Raw genomic sequence first — 16,670 nt, forward strand, 5'->3', positions numbered from 1 at the left:
CGGACGTCTGGCCTTATCCGTTCGCCGCCGCGCGCTTGCCCAACCCCAGCGCGTAATACAGCACCACCAGCAGGATCAGGAAGGCCGGGCCGACGAACAGCGCGATGCGGGTGTCGGGGAAGTAGGCCATCAGGCCGACCACCAGCACCAGGAACGCCAGCGCGATCCACGAGCCGATCGGATACAGCGGCATCTTGAACTCCAGGCCCGCGCGCTGCTCGGCGCTGAGACCGGCGCGGAACTTGCGGTGCGACAGCAGGATCACCGCCCAGGTCCAGATCGCGCCGAAGGTGGAGATCGACGTCACCCAGATGAATACCTTTTCCGGCACCAGGTAGTTCAGCAGCACGCCGAACAGCAGCACCACCACCGACACCAGCACCGCCTTGCGCGGCACGCCGCTGGCGGAGGTGATCGCGAAGGTGCGCGGCGCCTGGCCCTGCTGGCCCAGGTTGTAGAGCATGCGCGCGGTGCTGAAGATGCCGCTGTTGCAGGACGACAGCGCGGCGGTCAGGACCACGAAATTGATGATGCCGGCGGCCTCGCGGATGCCCAGCCGCTCGAAGGTCATCACGAACGGGCTGCCGGTGGTGCCCAGCTCGTTCCAGGGATAGATCGACAGGATCACGAACAACGCGCCGACGTAGAAGATCACGATGCGCCAGAACACCGAGTTGATCGCGTCGGGAATCGACTTCTTCGGATTCGCCGCCTCGCCGGCGGTCAGGCCGATCATCTCCACGCCCAGATAGGCGAACATCACCATCTGCAGCGACATCAGCACGCCCTTGGCGCCGTTGGGGAAGAAGCCGCCGTGCGACCACAGGTGCGAGATGCCGGTGGCCACGCCGTTGTTGCCGAAGCCGAACACGATCATGCCCAGGCCGCCGACGATCATCAGCACGATGGTCACGACCTTGATCATCGCGAACCAGAACTCGAACTCGCCGTAGGCGCGCACCGCGATCAGGTTGACCGAGCCCATCGCCGCCAGCGCGGCCAGCGCCCAGGCCCACTGCGGCGTGCCCGGAAACCAGACCTGCATGTAGATGCCGACCGCGGTGATCTCGGCCACGCAGGTCACCAGCCACAGGAACCAGTAGTTCCAGCCGGTGAGATAGCCCGACAGCGGGCCCAGGTAATCCTGCGCGTAGCGGCTGAACGAACCCGCGACCGGGTTGTGCACCGCCATCTCGCCCAGCGCGCGCATGATGATGAAGATCGCCGCGCCGCCGAGCAGGTAGGCCAGCAGGATGCCGGGGCCGGCCAGCTTGATCGCGTTGGCCGAACCCAGGAACAGGCCGACGCCGATGGCGGCGCCCAGCGCCATCAGGCGGATATGGCGTTCGCCCAGGCCGCGATGTAGGTCTTGCGGTTCGCTCTGCATTGCCACGGTCTCCTGGCCTCGCGTCGGGCGCGGGCCTGCGGTTGCGCGGCGCGGCGCGCCGATTGCCCGCAACCCTACGCCATGCGGGCCTGCGCGTGTAGAGGCGGCGATCGCGGCTGGCGCAGTCGGATGTCAACCGCGGGCGCGCGCGGCCGTTGTCAGACGGGTATCCGAGGGAGAGCGGGCATGACGACTCGCGAAAGCGTGAGCGCGGTCAATCGTTTCGGCCTGGGCGCGGCGCCGGGCCAGCTGGCGCGCATCGACGACCCGCGCGGCTGGCTGCATGCGCAGCTGCACGGCGACGCCGGCCAGGCGCGCTACGCCGATCTGCCCGCCAGCCTGGACTATCTGCGCCGCGAGGCCGACTACTACCGCGAACGCCAGGCCGCGCGCCGCCAGGGCGGGCAGGCCGACCCGGTCGCCAACTTCGGTCAGCGTTTCCGCGAGGATCAGCTACGCGAGCTCGGTCGACGCTATCGGCTCGCGGTGGCCAGCGAACAGGGCTTCGTCGAGCGCCTGGTGCGGTTCTGGTCCAACCACTTCGCGATCTCGATCGACAAGCGCGCCGCCGCGCTATACGCCGCGCCGATGGAGCGAGAGGCGATCCGCCCGCACGTGCTGTCGCGCTATGCCGACCTGCTGATCGCGGTGGAATCGCATCCGGGCATGCTGCGCTATCTGGATAACGTGCGCTCGATCGGCGCCGATTCGATGCTCGCGCAACGCGCGCGCCGGCGCAGGGCGCGCGCCGACACCGAGGCCCCCAGGCGCGAGCTCGGGCTCAACGAGAATCTGGCGCGCGAGATCCTGGAGCTGCACACCCTGGGCGTGGACGGCGGCTACACCCAGAGGGATGTGACCGAACTGGCGCGCGCGATCACCGGCTGGGGCGTACCGCTGCCGCGCGAACTCGCGGCCGGCAGCGCGTCCTCGGCCTTCGTGTTCCGCGCCGCCGCTCACGAGGACGGCGCCCGCAACGTGGTCGGGCGCCGCTACGCCGACGACGGCCTGGCCCAGGGGCGCGCGATCCTGTCCGACTTGGCCGTGCATCCGTCCACCGCGCGTCATCTGTCGTACAAGCTGGCGCGCCATTTCGTCGGCGACGCGCCGCCGCCGGCCCTGGTCGCGCGCCTGAGCGCGGCCTGGCAAGGCAGCGGCGGCGACCTGCCCACGGTCTACGCGGCCCTGATCGATGCGCCCGAGGCCTGGGGCGAGGACGCACGCAAGTTCAAGACGCCCGACGATTTCGTGATCTCGGCGCTGCGCGCCGGCGGCGCGGCGCCCAGCGAACGGCCGCGCGCCTTGATCGCCCTGCTCGCGCGCATGGGCCAACCGCCGTTCACGCCGCGCTCGCCCGCGGGCTACGCCGACGAAGCCGCCGAATGGAGCGGACCGGACGCCTTGTGGAAACGCGTGCAGGCCGCGCAGAGCCTGTCCGAGTCCGCGCCCGACGCGCGCGTGGATCCGCTGGCGACCGCGCAGGCGGTGTTCGCCGATCGCCTGGACGCCGACACCCTGGGCGCGCTGCGTCGCGCCGAATCCCCGCGCGGCGGCCTGGCCCTGCTGTTCGCCAGCCCGGCCTTTCAATGGAGAAGCTGAGATGCGACTGAGCCGACGCCATTTCATCGGAGCCGCGGGCGCGGTCGCCACGCTGACCCTGTGGCCGAGCTTGAGCGCGCTCGCCGCCGCTAACGACCGGCGCATGCTGGTGGTGCTGCTGCGCGGCGGCGTCGACGGCCTGCACGTGCTGCCGCCGCGCGACGATGCCGCCTATGCGCGCCTGCGCGGCGCGCTGGCGCCGCAGAATGCGCGCGCCTTGAACGCCGACTTCGCCCTGCATCCCGCGCTGGAGTTCGCCCACTCGCTGTACGCCAGCGGGCAACTGCTGCCCGTGGTCGCGATCGCGCCGCCGTATCGCCAGCGTTCGCACTTCGAGGCCCAGGACTGCCTGGAGAACGGCACCGCCAGCGCCAGCGGCGCCGCCACCGGCTGGCTCAACCGCTGCGTCGCCGCGATGAGCGGCGGCGAAGCGCTGGCGGTGAGCGCGGTGATGCCGCTGATCATGCGCGGCCCGGGCGCGGCCACCACCTGGTCGCCGCCGCTGCCCGAGGATGTCGACCCGATCCTGCTGCAGCGCCTGCAGTCGCTATACGCCGCCGACCCAGACCTGTCGGGCGCATTCGCGCGCGCGCTCGACAGCCAAGGCGCCGGCATGCAGGCCGGCAGTGCGCGCGGCGCGCGCCTGCCGCAGGCGATGGCCGCCGCCGCGCGCTTCATGGCCGCCGCCGACGGCCCGCGCCTGGGCTTCGTCGAGGACTCCGGTTGGGACACCCATAGCAACCAGGCCGCGGTGCTCGCGCGCAAGCTGGGCGAACTCGACGCCGGCCTGCGCGCGTTCCAAACCGGCGCCGCGCCGATCTGGGAGCGCACCGCGATCGCGATCGTCAGCGAGTTCGGCCGCACCGCCGCGGTCAACGGCACCGCCGGCACCGATCACGGCACCGGCGGCCTGGCCCTGCTGGCCGGCGGCGCGGTGCGCGGCGGACGCATCGCCGGCGATTGGCCGGGCCTGGCGCCGTCGTCGCTCAACGAAGGCCGCGACCTGCGCGCGACCAGCGATCTGCGCGGCCTGTTCAAGGGCCTGCTGGCCGCGCATCTGCGCGTCGGCGAGCGCGCGCTGGAAACCCAGGTGTTTCCGGACAGTCGGGCGGTGCGGCCGATGCAGGGCCTGCTGAGCTGACGCGCCGCCGCTCAGATCCAATACAGCAGCAGGATCACGACCAGCAGGAACAGCGCCACGCCGGCCAGGCCCGCCCACAGGCCGCCGCCCAGCGTCGCCACGCCCACCAGATAGGCCACGCAGCCCAGCGCCCACAGCAGCGCCAGCAGCCCCGCCCACACGAACACGCAGATCCTGGACACGACATCCAGCAGAGCGTTTTTCTTACGCGCGGTCTCGAACGCGCGCAGGCTGGAGCGATCGTCCTGGGTCAGATAGGCGCACATGGCGCGCAGCTTCTCGGGATCGTCGACCGCGACGCCGGTGGAGTGCGCGCCCTTCGAGTACTCCAGATTGTCCACCGCGGCGGTCAGACCGGAGGCGCCGAAGCCGTCGAAGCCGGCGCCGCCGAGATCGAACACACCCTTGCGACCGCTGAGCCGGAACAGCTCCGCCCACTGCTGGAACATTTTCGGAAAGATCGCCACCACCCAGTCGCCGGTCGCGACCACGTTGACCACGCTCTCGACCCGCCCGGCCTCGACCAGTTCCGCCCAGGGATAGGCGCGCGGCACCACGCTGCCGGCGAAGAACACGCGCCGCACATGGGTGGTCACGTAACGCAGCAGCGCGCTGGCCAGGATGTAGGTGCCGTTGCTATGCCCGATGTAGTCGACCGACTTCGCATTCGGATAGCGCGCCACGTGCTCGGTGTACCGATCCATGAAGTCGCGCACGTTGCGCTGGCGGTCGAAGGGCAGCAGGAAGCGCGCCATCGGGAAGTGGCCGTACTTGGCGTTGAACACCGCGACCTTCTCGCCGTTGGCCTCGTAGCGGCGCCGCAGTTCGTCGCGAACCAGATCGGTCCACTCGCCCAGGTCGCGAATGCCGTGGGTGACGTACACCAGTCGCGTGACCTGGCGATCCTCCTTGAACTCCACCAGATCCGGCTCCAGCGCTTCGATCCTGCCCTGCAGCGCCAGCGTTATCGCATTGCGCCGGGCCTCGGCGGCGGGGCCGCCGGCGGATTCCAGCGTATTGCCGATCTGCTTGTGCCCGGTCTGCGCCAAGGTCTTGAACACCGTTCCCGCGGCGGTGCTCAGATCCTGGCCGTCCTCCTTGGACACCACGTCGTCCTCGCTGCCGACGATCTGGATCACCTGCGGAAAATGCAGCTGCCCGTTGACGACCGCGTCGGAGCGCGCCAGCCGCACCCACTGCAGGCGCGTGTCGGCGATGAAGGGCGAGCCGCGATGCATGGCCGAGATCAGTTCGCCGATGCCGAGCGCACGCCCGAGCAGCCTGCATGCGCGGATGTACAGATAGGTCGGCCAGGGCATCAGCGCGGGGCGCGGGTCGACGCTCCATCCGCGGTTCATGCCCGCCAGCAGGACCAGGCGTTCGGTCTTATCCACCCAGGCGCGTTTGCCGCGGCGGCCGAAGGCGGCGCGGTCCTGTTCTTCTCCGTAGCCCCAGACCAAGGCCTTGCGCAGCAATGAGGCGCCCGCGCTGTAACCGATCAGGATCACGCGCCGGTAGCCGCCGCGCTTGACCTCGGCGTGGATGCCCTGCTCGATCGCGTCGGCGATCGTCAGAGCGTCGGCGTTGCTGGTGTAGCCGCGCAGCCAGCCGCCGCGGTAGTCCACCACCAGCCGATCCGCCGCAGGCAGGGCCTGCGCGATCAGGTCCAGCGCCCCGCCGAAATTGTGCAGGCCGGGCATGCCGTGCACCGCCACGACCAGGGTATCGGACGCGTCCGCGCCCGCGCGCTGCACGCTCAACACGGTCGCGCGCGGTCGCGCCAGCCAGCGCGCGAGCGCGCGCAGGCCCGCGCACAGCACCGCGACCGTCGCCACCAGCAGCGCACTGCGCAACAGGATCGGCCCCCAGCTGTCCCAAGCCAACGACCACGAGCCGGGCCAGACGATGGCCCCCAACTTCCGCAGCGCGTCCATGTCCGCCTCCTCCCCCTCAGGAATCGCGCAAGCCGGGCCGACTCAGGCCCGTCCGCCCACCACCAGGCTCTTGTCCTGATTGCCGTCGCGGTAGGCGATGGTCAGCGTGGTCGCATAGGCCTTGCCGTCGCGTATCGACGCAGGCAAAGCCTCGGCCAGCAGGCTGGCGGCCGCGCGGATCAGGAAGGTCTGCTCGAACACGCCGCGCAGCATCGCGAAGTGGTCGTCGAAGTCGTTCCAGTCGCCGCGCACCTCCAGCAGATCGATCATGCGTGCCGCGCCGCTGCGCAGGCGCTCCCAGCGATTCCAGAAACGCCGCTGGTCGATATCCGAACGCAGCAGCACCTGGTATACCGTCCACGGCGTCTCGCCTATCGACTCCTGCCCGGCCAGACCGCCGCCGTAATCGCGCAGGCTCTTGGCGATCAGTTGCTTGAGCGCGCTGCCGCTGGCGTCGGGACGACGCCGATAGGCCTCGAACAGCGGCGCGTAGACCGCCTCGCGGCTGGCGCAGCTCGCGCGTGCGGACTGCTTGGCGTACCAGGGCAAGGCGCGCGCCGCATGCCGGGCCCAGGTCGCATCGTCGGCGCTGGCGTAGGCGCGCATGGCCTGGCGCAGGCCGTGATCGCTGAGCATCACGCTCAGGCGCGGCTTGCACTCGCCCGCCGCGCCCAGCGCGCCCTGCAACTGCGTCTGCAGCGCCGGCGCCGCGGCGTCGTCGATCACGCCCCACAGCACCGCATCGTCGACCACGCGCGCCAGTTCGCTCGCGGTCTTGATCCGGCTTTCCTCCCACCACAGTTGCAGGCCGCACTTGAAGTCGCGCGCGGCGGTCTGCTGCGGCGCACGCGCCTCCTCCAGGTCGGCCTTGAGCGCGGCGCCGTATTCGGTGGTCCAGGTGTTGGCGTTGGCGGTGTAGCGGGTGCTGCCCAGGTAGGCGCGGGTGAGCGCTTCGCCGGCCGGCGAAACGTAGCGGCGGCTGACGAAACGGTCCTTGCGCTCCTGCTTGCTCTTGAGGTCGAACCAGGTACCGACGCCGAGGGTGAAGCCCCAGGCGCGCACGCGCTCCACCGTCTTCTGGTGCAGGAAGAACTCCAGCGCGTAGCCCGAGCCGGTGTAGGCCAGCACGCGCTGGAAATCGAAGCTCAGCAGGGCGCCGTGCAGGCGCGACAGCGCGTCTTCCGACAGCGTGGCCTCGAGCAGCGAAGCTTCGCTGGCCAGGCGCGTGTACTCGTAGCTGAAACCCAGGGTGACCTTGGTCTTGGCGATCTGGGTCACGCGCTCGTTCAGAAGTTCGGTGAGCTCCTGCAGCTTCTTCTTCAGCTTGGGCAGCGGGTTGGCGTCGTCCAGGCCGAAGCGTTCGGCCAGGGCCTCGGCGATCGGGCGATAGCGCTCCGGCACCCGCTCCAGCGAGGTCGCCTCTTCGATCGCTTTCAGCGCGGCGGTCGGCGCGTCGAGCACGCCGGCCACGACCGAGCCCAGCACCTTCTCCACCGCGGCCGGATCGGCGAATTCGATCTGCACGCCGGCCTTGGCCTCGAAGCGGCCGTCGTGGACCGCGCTCTTGCGCAGGGCGACGCGGATCGCGCGATCGCCGGAGGCGCGCTCGCGCACGAAGCTGAGGCTGAAATCGTCGTCGACGGTGGCGGTGAAGCTGGCACTGGCGCTGGCGCCGATGTTGATCAGGAACGCGCCGGCGCGGTCGGCACCGAGCACGTCGGTCAGGCCGTGCAGGGAGCTGGAGAAGATGTCCGACCAGCTGATGCTGAGGCTGGCGGTGAGCTTGCCGCGCGACTTCAGCGCGACCGCCTCGCCCACGCTCAGTCCGGCGATGTCGGATGCGGACAGGACGCTGGCGACTTCGTCGATGTCGGACAGCACCGCCTCGCCGATCCGCACCGTGTCGTCGTGGCGCTTGTAGCAAAGCAGGCGCAGCGAGCGATCGCCGCTGATGCCGCCGCCGGCGGTGCCGATCTTGGCGGTGGCCTTGGCGGTGGCCGCCGCGCTCAGCGAGTACTTGAGCCAGGCGTTGCCGGGCGCGAACGCGAGCTGCGGGCGCCAGTCGGTGCTGGCCTTGGCCGGATCGACGGCTTCGCCACGGCTGCCGATCACGCCGTCGTCGTCGACGTCGTCGGCGCTGTTGTACAGGTGGATCGCAGCGGCGGCGGTGGCGCCGAACACGGCCTTGATGCTGCCGCTTTGGGCGGTGGTTTCCGCGCCCTTGTCGTAACTGAGCAGCTCGGTCTTGAGCGAGGAATCCTTGAGCGGTTTGGCGGCGGTGCCGGCCAGCTTTTCGATCAGATCGGGTATCGCGATCTTGCTCATGACGACCTTTCCTTGGAGTCAGGTAGGAGTACGCCCGGGCCTGCGGGGTCCGGGCGATCGGGCGCGGAATCGGGCCGCCTTCCCCGCGACCCGAGCGTGACCGAGTATCCACTTAACGCGTGCCGGCTGTCACCGATACGCACCGGTCTGGACGAGCCGTCGCGCCGGCCCCCGACTCAGAGCCGGCGCTGACGCACGCCGGCTTCCTGCAGTCGCAGCAGCAGATAGGCCGGATCGATCAGGCTGTCGGGGAAGTACAGGCCCGGCGCCACCACCGCGCCGCCGGCCAGGCCGAGCAGGCGCTCGATGCCCAGCGCGATGCACAACGCGGTCAGCGGCGCCTGTCCGGCCGGGTGCACCAGCTCGTGGCGCACGCGCAGCGGCTGGCCGTCGTGGCCCAGGCCTTCGATCTCGATCGCGATCTCGGTCGAATAGGCCTCGCCGCGACGGCGGCTGGCGCTCACGCCCAGGGCCATGTCGAGCCGGATCCAGCGCGCGTCGGTCGCGGCCGCCAGGGTGACCACGTCCAGCGGCGAGTAAGCCGCAGCCGCCACTTCCACGCCGTCCACGCTGCGGATGCTGCGTCCGGCCTCGTCGCCGCGCAGCCAGCGCCACTGCCCGTCCTCCAGCACCTGCGCGCCGGCGGCGCTGATCAGGCGCTCGTAGTCGGCGGCGGCGGCCGGGCCGCCCATGTCCTCCTCGTCCAGCAGCGCCGACAGATCGATGCGATCGATGCGCGCGAACTCGCGCGCGTAGTGCAGCGCCGGCAGGGTCGCGGCGCCGGCCAGCCAATGGCTGGCGAGCAGGATGGGCGCGGCGCCCGGCTTGCGCAGGTGCAGCGCGACCTCGGGCGCGATCTCGAACGAGCCGCTGGAGGTGCTCAGATAGGGCAGGCCCTGCGCCTGGGCGTACTTCAAGGTGTTCAAGCTGGCGTCCTTCACGAACACGATCACGGCGCTGTAGCGCGCGTGCGCGTCCAGGCCGAGATCGGCGCGCTGCAGATCCACGCCTACCGCGCTGGCGCCGCCGACCGCCGCGGCCACCGTCTGCGCCTTGGCCAGATCGCGGCCGCCGATGGCGATCGGCAGTTGCGGATGCAGCCGGCGCAGCGCGTGCGCGGCCTGCGCGCCGACGACGCCGGAGCCGCCGACGATGAGGACGGGGGCGAGGGTGTGTGAGGTCATGGGATCAGCTCCTGGGGTCGGGATGCCGTCGCCCTCGGCGACAAGCTACGATTGGTAAGTTACGAATGGTAATGTACGCTTCCCATCGCGCGGCGACACCACGAAACCCGGCGGTACAGCGTTCCATGAGCGAGACGGCAGCCCGACGACTGCGCAAACCCGAACGGCGCGAGCAGTTGCTCGACACCGCCTTCGCGATCGTGCGCGAGCAAGGCAGCGATGCCCTCACCCTGGCGTACCTGGCCGAGCGCGCGGGGGTGAGCAAGCCGATCGCCTACGAGCATTTCCAGACCCGCGCCGGCCTGTTGATCGCGATGTACCGGCGCCTGGACCAACGCCAGGCCGCCGCGCTGGAACGCAGCTTCGAGCGCCTGCCGCGCCGTTTCGGCGACGCCGCGCGCGTGCTCGCCGAGGCCTATCTGCGCTGCTACACCACCGCCGGCCCCGAGTACCCCGCGATCGTCGCGGCGCTCAAGGGCGACGAATCGATGGAGCGCGAACAGCAGCGCTTGATCGACGACTACGTCGCGCGCTATCGCGATGCGCTGGCGCCCTACTCCGCGCTGCCGGCGGCGGAACTGCAGCTGCGCTGCGTCGGCATCATCGGCGCCGGCGACGCGATCGCGCAGGAATGGCAGCGCGGCCGCATCGACGAAGCCGCCGCGGCGGCGGCCCTGGCCTCGCTGATCCAGCGCTGGCTGTCGAAGGCCTGAGCCGTTTCAGTCGGCGCTGGCGATCACGCACAGCGCCGGCATCGGCCGCATCGGCGCGCGCTCCACGCCGACGATCGCGTAACCCTGGCCATGCAGCTTGTCGCGCAAGGCGGCTTCGATGCGCGGTAGCGCATCGCTGGTCGGCGGCTGGTACGCCAGATACAGACGGCCGCGCGGCGCCAGCCAGCCGCGCACGCGCGCCAGCTCGGCTGCGGCGCCGGTCCAGAAGCCGTTGAGATTGACCGCGACTATGCGGTCGTAGCGCCGTTCGGGCTCGGCCTTGGCGACCTCGACCACGCGGAAGCTCGCCGCGCCGGAGGCGACGGCATCGGCGTTGCGCCACACCGCCGTCGCGATCGCGGCCGACGAGCGGTCCAGCCCCAGGTAGTGCCCGCGTGGCAGACGCGGCCACAGCAAGGCCGCCAGCACGCCGTTGCCGCAGCCCAACTCCAGCACGGCGTCGGCCGGGCCCGGATCGAGCAGGCCCGCCATCCAGCTCAGACGTTCGGGAATGCGATCGGCGGCGCTCATGCCGGCCCCGCGACGGCGCCGCCGGACCGGGCGCCATCGTCGTGCGCGCCGCTCATGCGCCCGCCGTAGGCGCGTCCTCGTCGCTGCGCACGCGCGCGCGGCCGCCGCGCTTGGCCCGATACAGGCCGCTGTCGGCGCGATTGAGCAGGCTGTCGGCGGTCTCCTCGCCATCGGGCTGCGCGGTGGCGATGCCGATGCTGACCGTGACCGTGCCGTGCTCGCTGGCCGCATGCGAAATGCCGAGCGCGCGCACCGCGCGCTCCACGTTCTCCACCACCACGCGCGCGCCGGCCAGGTCGATTTCGGGCAGCAGGCAGGTGAACTCCTCGCCGCCGGTACGCGCGACCAGGTCGCCCGGGCGCGCCAGGCTGCTTTCGATCGCCGCGGCGACCTGGCGCAGGCAGTCGTCGCCGGCGAGGTGGCCGTAGGTGTCGTTGTAGGCCTTGAAGTGGTCGATATCGATGATGCCCGCCGACAAGGGCTGGCCACCGCGGCGGCAGCGTTGCCATTCGCGCGCCAGGCGTTCGTCGAACTGGCGCCGGTTGGCCACGCCGGTCAGGCCGTCGACCCAGGCCATGCGCCGCAGCAGGTCCGACTGCTGCTTCAGGGTCAGATGCGCGCGCACGCGGTTGCGCACGGTGAGGGCGTTGATCGGCTTGGTGATGAAGTCGACGCCGCCGGCATCCCAGCAGGCGGCCTCCTCGGCCGGATCGTCCAGGCTGGTGACGAAGATCACCGGGATGCTCTGGGTTTCCGGATCGTCCTTGAGCGCGCGACACACCTCCAACCCGCTCAGGTCGGGCATGACCACGTCCAGCAGCACCAAGTCGGGCGGAGTCTGGCGACAGAACGCCAGCGCCTGCGCGCCGTTGGTGGCCATGAACACGTCGTGATCGGCGGAAAACACTTCGTGCAGTGCGCGTATGTTGATCGGCTGGTCGTCCACGACCAGCAAGCGCGCGCGTCGCGAAGCAGCCGCCGTCCCGGGCAACGCCTCCACGTCGAACAAGATCACGTTCATCTCCTTGTCATTCCGATCGGGCCAGCAAGCGGCCGCACACATCGGCCGCCGCGGCGAAGTCGAACCGGGTCAGCGCTTCGGCCAACTGCCGATGCTCGCCCGGGTGGTGACGGGCCAGGCCCGCTTCCAGCGAATGGAATACGTCCAGCGCGCCCAGATTGGAGGCGGTCAGCAGCTCGCGCAGGCGCTGCAGCGAGCGCTGCGACACCGGCGCGTCGTCGCCCGGCGGCGGCGGTTCGTCGGCGCTCAGTATCTGCAGACGCTCGCGCGTCGCGGCCGCCGCTTCGTTGAGGCCGCCGCGCAGCGCGCCCAACTGCAGCGCGCGCAACCAGTCCTCGCCGGCCGCGACGATCGCCTTCTCCTGCAGCTCGGCCAATTGCGCCAGACGCATCGCGCCGACCGTGGCGGCGACGCCTTTGAGGGTGTGCAGCTGGCGCGCGGCGCCCTCGCGTTGTTTGGAGCGCAAGGCGGTGGCGAGTTCGCCCATGATCTGGGTGCCGCCGTCGGGGAAGCCTCGCAGCACGTCGCTGTAGACGCGGCGTTTGCCGCCGAAGCGCGCGAGCGCGGCCTCCCAGTCCAGCACGGCGGGTTCGGCGTTCGCGGCCGGCTCGGCATCGGCGGGAGCCACCGCGGTCTGCGCCACCGCCGGCAAGGGGGTGGCGACCCGGGCGGCGGCGGCCTGCGCGGTCACCGCTTGCGCCGTGGCCGCCTGCGTCGCGGCCGCGCGCGCGGCCAGCGCTTGCGCGGCCTCGGCCTGCAAGGCGGCTTCGGCCTGCAGCGCGGTCAGCGGCGGGGCCGGACTCGCGGCCGGCGGCCGCGCGGTCGCGCTGGCATCGTTGGCGGCCGTGGCGCCGCCGGCCGCGGTGGCGCCGCGCGCGGTCCAGTGCAGCAGGCGCTCGACCAGGGTGTCCAGATCGAAGGGTTTGCCGAGGTGATCGTTCATGCCCGCGGCCAGGCAGGCCTCGCGGTCGGAGGGCAGCACGTTGGCGGTCATCGCGATGATCGGCAGCTTGGTCAGACCCAGATTGCCGCGGATGCGCCGGGTCGCGGTGTAGCCGTCCATGTCGGGCATCTGGATGTCCATCAGCACCACGTGGTACTTGCCGGCCTGGCCGACCAGCATCTGCAGGGCCTTGGCGCCGCCGCCGGCCACGGCCACGCGCGCGCCCTCGCTTTCGAGCAGGTCGGTCACCACCTGCTGGTTGGTCGGATTATCCTCGACCACCAGCAGGGACATGCCGGCCAAGCGATTGCGCGAGGGCTGCAGCGGCGCCGGATCCGGCAGCGGCAGCGGCAGACCCTGGCCGGAACGCGCGTCGGCGACCGCGTCGATCAGCATCGCCACCGTCACCGGCTTCATCAGGAAGCCGTCCAGCACCGCCTGTTCGCGGCCCAGGCGCTCGACCAGCATCTCGCGGCCGTGCGCGGTCACCATCACGATCAAGGGCGCCCGGGTGCCGCCGATCAGTTCGCGGATGCGGCGGCCGGTTTCCCAACCGTCCAGCCCCGGCATGCGCCAATCCAGGAAGATCACTTCGTACGGCGGACCTTCGCCGGCGGCGCGCTCGACGAACTCCAGCGCCTCTTCGCCGCTGCGCGCGGCGTCGGCCTTCCAGCCGATCGACTGCACCATCGCCAGGATCGCGTTGCGCGCGCTGTCGTTGTCGTCCACCACCAGCGCGCGCAGTTCGCGCAGCCGCTCCGGCGGACCCGCCGCGGCCTGCGCGGGCTCGCTGGGCAGCCCCAGGGCGACCTCGAAGAAGAAACGGCTGCCGCGGCCGCGCTCGCTTTCCACGCCCAGCTCGCCGCCCATCAGGCGCACCAGGCGCTGGCTGATCGCCAGGCCCAGGCCGGTGCCGCCGAAGCGACGGGTGGTCGAGGCCTCGGCCTGGGAGAAGCCTTCGAAGATCGCCGCCAGCTTGTCCTCGTCGATGCCGATGCCGCTGTCGCGCACTTCGATGGCCAGCGACACCCGGCCCTCGTCGCGCGAGGCCACCCGCACCATCAGCACCACTTCGCCGTAGTGGGTGAACTTGATCGCGTTGCCGACCAGGTTGATCAACACCTGCTGCAGGCGCAGGGAATCGCCGATCACGCTCTTGGGCACGTGCTCGTCGATGTCGAACACGATCTCGATGTCCTTGTCGCCGACGTTGGCGCTGAGGATCACCGAGATGTCGCGCAGCACCTGCTCGAGCTCGAACTCGTGCGACTCCAGCGTCTGGCGGCCGGCCTCGATCTTGGAGAAGTCGAGAATGTCGTTGAGGATGCCCAGCAGGGTCTTGGCCGCGGTCTCGGTCTTGTTGGCGTAGTCGAGCTGGCGCAGATCCAGGCTGGTCTTCTGCAGCAGCTGCAGCATGCCCAGGATCGCGTTCATGGGCGTGCGGATTTCGTGGCTCATGTTGGCCAGGAAATCGCTCTTGGCCTTGCTCGCCGCCTCCGCCGCCGCGACCGCGTCCACCATCGCCGCCTCGGCGGTGCGCTGGACGGTGATGTCCTCGGCGATCGACCAGGTGTGGAGCTTGCCGTCGATGCGCAGGGCCACGCCGTTCAAGCGCACCGGCACGCGCTTGCCGTCCTTGCGCACGAACTGCTTTTCGTACGGGCCGTAACGGCCGCTGCTCTGCAGGGTGCGCGCGATCGCCTTCTCCTGCAGCTCGTATTCCTTGGGCGTGAGCTTGCCCTGATCCAACGCGCGCAGTTCCTGCTCGCTGTAGCCGGTCAGGGCGCGGAACTCCTCGTTGAACTCGACGAACCGCCCGCTCTCGTCGGTCAGGGCGATGCCCAGCGGCGACAGTTCGAACAGGCCGCGCAGCTTGCGCTCGTTGGTCTCCAGCGCGGCTTCGCGGCGCTTGCGCTCGCGCAGATCGACGGCGATGCCCAGGTAGCCGACGATCTCGCCGTCGCTCTTGCGCAGCGCGCTGACGTTGAGCAGCACCGGGATGCGGTCGCCGCTCTTGGTGATGTAGGTCCACTCGTTGGAATCGGGCTCGATGCGCGCCTTGGCCACGAACACTTCGAAGCCCGGATCGATGCGCCGGCCCAGCTCCATCTGCAGGGCGTGCGCGCGCTCGGCCATCTCGATCGGGTCGTGGAACAGCGCCGGGGTCTCGTGGCCGACCAGCTCCTCGGCGGAGTAACCGAGAATCGCCTCGGCGGCCGGATTGAACAGGGTGATCCTGCCTTCCGGGTCGGAGGCGATGATGGCGTAGCCGGCGTTGGCCAGGATCGCGCGCTGCAGCGCCGAGAACGCCTGCAGCTCGGCGGTGCGCTCCTCGACCTGGTGCTCCAGGGTGGCGTTGAGCTGCAGGATCTCGGCCTGGGCTTCCTTGCGTTCGGCGATGTCGCGCAGGGTCGAGGCCACGCCCACCACGCGCCCGCTGCCGCTGCGGATCGGCGCGGCCGAGATCTCCACGTACAGCGGCGAACCGTTGCGATGGCGGCGGATGGTCTCCACCGCCACCGCCTCTTCGCCGGCCAGCGCGCGCTGCAGGATCTGGCCGTCCTCGCGGATGCGTTCGAACGGCACCACCAGCTCGACCAGCGAGCGGCCGATGGCCTCCTCGGGCGGATAGCCGAACATCTGTTGGGCGGCGCGGTTCCACTCGGTCACGCGGCCGTCGGGCGAGGTGCCGACGATGGCGTCGTGCGAGCTCTCGACGATCGCGGCCAGGCGCGCGCTCTGCGCGATCGAACGCTGCTTGCGCTCGTTCGAGCTCATGAACAGGTACAGCAGCACCGCCAGCAGCGCGCCCAGGGCGGCGATCGAACTGGCCGCGCGCCAGGGCTGCGGCAGGTCCAGCGCGGCGATGGTCGCCGGCTGGGCCTCGATGTCCATGCGCCACTGCCGGCCGTACAAGCCGAACACGCGCTGGCGCGAGCGCTCCTGGTCGATGCCGTCGCCGACGCTGGCCGATGCGTAGATGCGTTCGCCGCGCGCCGGGTCGGTGATGTCGGTCAGGATGAAACCGTAGTCGGCGTGGGTCTGCCCGAAGTCGGCCAGGATGTCGTCGGTGACCAGCGGCGCGTATACCCAGCCCACCGCCGCCGCGGCCGCCTGGGCCGGGTCCGGGGGCTGTCCGTTCGGATACACCGGCAGCAGGAACAGCATGCTGCGGTTGGGCTTGCCCTCGACCTGGACCAGGGTGATCGGCCCGGTCAGGGTCGGCTGGCCGCTCTTGAGCGAGGCCAGCGCGGCATCGCGACGCTTGCGTTCGGAGGCGATGTCCAAGCCCAGCGCGGCGCGATTGGGCGCCTCGGGCTCGACGTACTTGATCAGGAACTTCTCGCCCTTGTGCGGCGCGAGCTGGCGGACCTTGATGTCGCGCAGGCCCTCGGCGCGCAGGCCGCCCAGGAACGCGCCCTCGCGCCCGGCGGGCACGCGCGCGATGTAGCCGTAGCCGCGCGCGCCGGGGAATTCGCGCGCGATCTCGCGCGACTGCATGTAGCGGCGGAAGCGTTCGCGATTGATCGCGCCGCCGGCGCCCAGCACCGCGCCGCGCGCGCCGCGCAGCCCGTATTCGTAGGTCTGGAAACGCGCCTTCAGATCGGCCATGGCGCGCTCGGCCATGTTGTCCAGCAGCAGCTGGCTGCGCGCTTCGTTACCGGACTGCTGGCGCAGCCCCACCATCACCGCGCCGGCCAGTCCCAGCAGCAGTACCAGCAGGGCCAGTCGGGCAGGGCTACGCAGACGACGGATGGGCATCCCCTCCCAGGTTCGGACCAACGACGTTAGCAGAGGCCCCGTGGAGATTCCGAGTGGGACTGCGCGGAATCGACACGGCCCCAGGGGCGCCCGCGCCGCTGTCCGCAATCGGCACAGTCGCGCGCCTGCG

General features: G+C 70.7%; 10 protein-coding genes. 3 read left to right on the forward strand and 7 right to left on the reverse strand.

The window, feature by feature from the left end; translation table 11 throughout:
- Positions 1-13: 13 nt before the first annotated feature.
- Positions 14-1,387, reverse strand: a complete 1,374-nt coding sequence (locus tag BMZ45_RS17730) for an amino acid permease (protein WP_091637864.1) — start codon at positions 1,385-1,387, stop codon at positions 14-16.
- 186 nt (positions 1,388-1,573) lie between these two features.
- On the opposite strand from BMZ45_RS17730, the gene BMZ45_RS17735 reads away from it, so the two are divergent.
- Together BMZ45_RS17735 and BMZ45_RS17740 are read left to right on the forward strand one after the other, a co-directional pair.
- Entirely contained in the window at positions 1,574-2,986 is a 1,413-nt protein-coding gene (locus BMZ45_RS17735; RefSeq protein ID WP_091637865.1) for a DUF1800 domain-containing protein, read from the forward strand.
- Between the two features lies 1 nt (position 2,987).
- A complete protein-coding gene (locus BMZ45_RS17740; RefSeq protein ID WP_091637866.1) occupies positions 2,988-4,127 on the forward strand; it encodes a DUF1501 domain-containing protein in 1,140 nt (379 codons plus the stop codon).
- Positions 4,128-4,138: 11 nt separating this feature from the next.
- Here the strand turns inward: BMZ45_RS17740 and BMZ45_RS17745 are convergent, their stop codons facing one another.
- From BMZ45_RS17745 to BMZ45_RS17755, 3 genes are all read right to left on the reverse strand, one after another.
- Positions 4,139-6,061, reverse strand: a complete 1,923-nt coding sequence (locus BMZ45_RS17745) for a hypothetical protein (RefSeq protein ID WP_091637867.1) — start codon at positions 6,059-6,061, stop codon at positions 4,139-4,141.
- Positions 6,062-6,103: 42 nt separating this feature from the next.
- Positions 6,104-8,386: a hypothetical protein gene (locus tag BMZ45_RS17750; protein ID WP_091637868.1), complete on the reverse strand. Its 2,283-nt coding sequence runs from the start codon at positions 8,384-8,386 to the stop codon at positions 6,104-6,106.
- Between the two features lie 176 nt (positions 8,387-8,562).
- Entirely contained in the window at positions 8,563-9,570 is a 1,008-nt protein-coding gene (locus BMZ45_RS17755) for a saccharopine dehydrogenase (protein WP_091637869.1), read from the reverse strand.
- 125 nt (positions 9,571-9,695) lie between these two features.
- Between BMZ45_RS17755 and BMZ45_RS17760 the strand changes: the two genes are divergently transcribed.
- Positions 9,696-10,283 carry a TetR/AcrR family transcriptional regulator gene (locus BMZ45_RS17760; protein WP_091637870.1) on the forward strand — a complete coding sequence of 196 codons (588 nt, stop codon included), beginning with the start codon at positions 9,696-9,698 and terminating at the stop codon, positions 10,281-10,283.
- A 6-nt stretch (positions 10,284-10,289) separates the two neighbouring features.
- Here BMZ45_RS17760 and BMZ45_RS17765 read toward each other — a convergent pair whose 3' ends face one another.
- From BMZ45_RS17765 to BMZ45_RS21740, 3 genes are read right to left on the reverse strand one after another with little or no spacing between them, the layout of a single operon-like run.
- Positions 10,290-10,814, reverse strand: coding sequence for a class I SAM-dependent methyltransferase (locus BMZ45_RS17765; protein WP_175489141.1), 525 nt, complete (start codon positions 10,812-10,814; stop codon positions 10,290-10,292).
- A gap of 52 nt (positions 10,815-10,866) precedes the next feature.
- Positions 10,867-11,835, reverse strand: a complete 969-nt coding sequence (locus BMZ45_RS17770) for a diguanylate cyclase (RefSeq protein ID WP_091637872.1) — start codon at positions 11,833-11,835, stop codon at positions 10,867-10,869.
- Between the two features lie 7 nt (positions 11,836-11,842).
- Positions 11,843-16,540, reverse strand: a complete 4,698-nt coding sequence (locus tag BMZ45_RS21740; protein WP_091637873.1) for a PAS domain S-box protein — start codon at positions 16,538-16,540, stop codon at positions 11,843-11,845.
- Positions 16,541-16,670 lie beyond the last annotated feature (130 nt).

This window comes from Lysobacter sp. cf310, from assembly GCF_900114355.1.
In the GTDB taxonomy this organism is placed as follows: Bacteria; Pseudomonadota; Gammaproteobacteria; order Xanthomonadales; family Xanthomonadaceae; genus Lysobacter.

Excerpts from the sequence above, each read along its gene's own strand:
- BMZ45_RS17740 (WP_091637866.1), top strand. The coding sequence starts at position 2,988 with ATGCGACTGAGCCGACGCCATTTCATCGGAGCCGCGGGCGCGGTCGCC.
- BMZ45_RS17760 (WP_091637870.1), top strand. The coding sequence starts at position 9,696 with ATGAGCGAGACGGCAGCCCGACGACTGCGCAAACCCGAACGGCGCGAG.
- BMZ45_RS17735 (WP_091637865.1), top strand. The coding sequence starts at position 1,574 with ATGACGACTCGCGAAAGCGTGAGCGCGGTCAATCGTTTCGGCCTGGGC.
- BMZ45_RS17750 (WP_091637868.1), bottom strand. The coding sequence starts at position 8,386 with ATGAGCAAGATCGCGATACCCGATCTGATCGAAAAGCTGGCCGGCACC.
- BMZ45_RS17755 (WP_091637869.1), bottom strand. The coding sequence starts at position 9,570 with ATGACCTCACACACCCTCGCCCCCGTCCTCATCGTCGGCGGCTCCGGC.
- BMZ45_RS17770 (WP_091637872.1), bottom strand. The coding sequence starts at position 11,835 with ATGAACGTGATCTTGTTCGACGTGGAGGCGTTGCCCGGGACGGCGGCT.
- BMZ45_RS21740 (WP_091637873.1), bottom strand. The coding sequence starts at position 16,540 with ATGCCCATCCGTCGTCTGCGTAGCCCTGCCCGACTGGCCCTGCTGGTA.
- BMZ45_RS17730 (WP_091637864.1), bottom strand. The coding sequence starts at position 1,387 with ATGCAGAGCGAACCGCAAGACCTACATCGCGGCCTGGGCGAACGCCAT.
- BMZ45_RS17765 (WP_175489141.1), bottom strand. The coding sequence starts at position 10,814 with ATGAGCGCCGCCGATCGCATTCCCGAACGTCTGAGCTGGATGGCGGGC.
- BMZ45_RS17745 (WP_091637867.1), bottom strand. The coding sequence starts at position 6,061 with ATGGACGCGCTGCGGAAGTTGGGGGCCATCGTCTGGCCCGGCTCGTGG.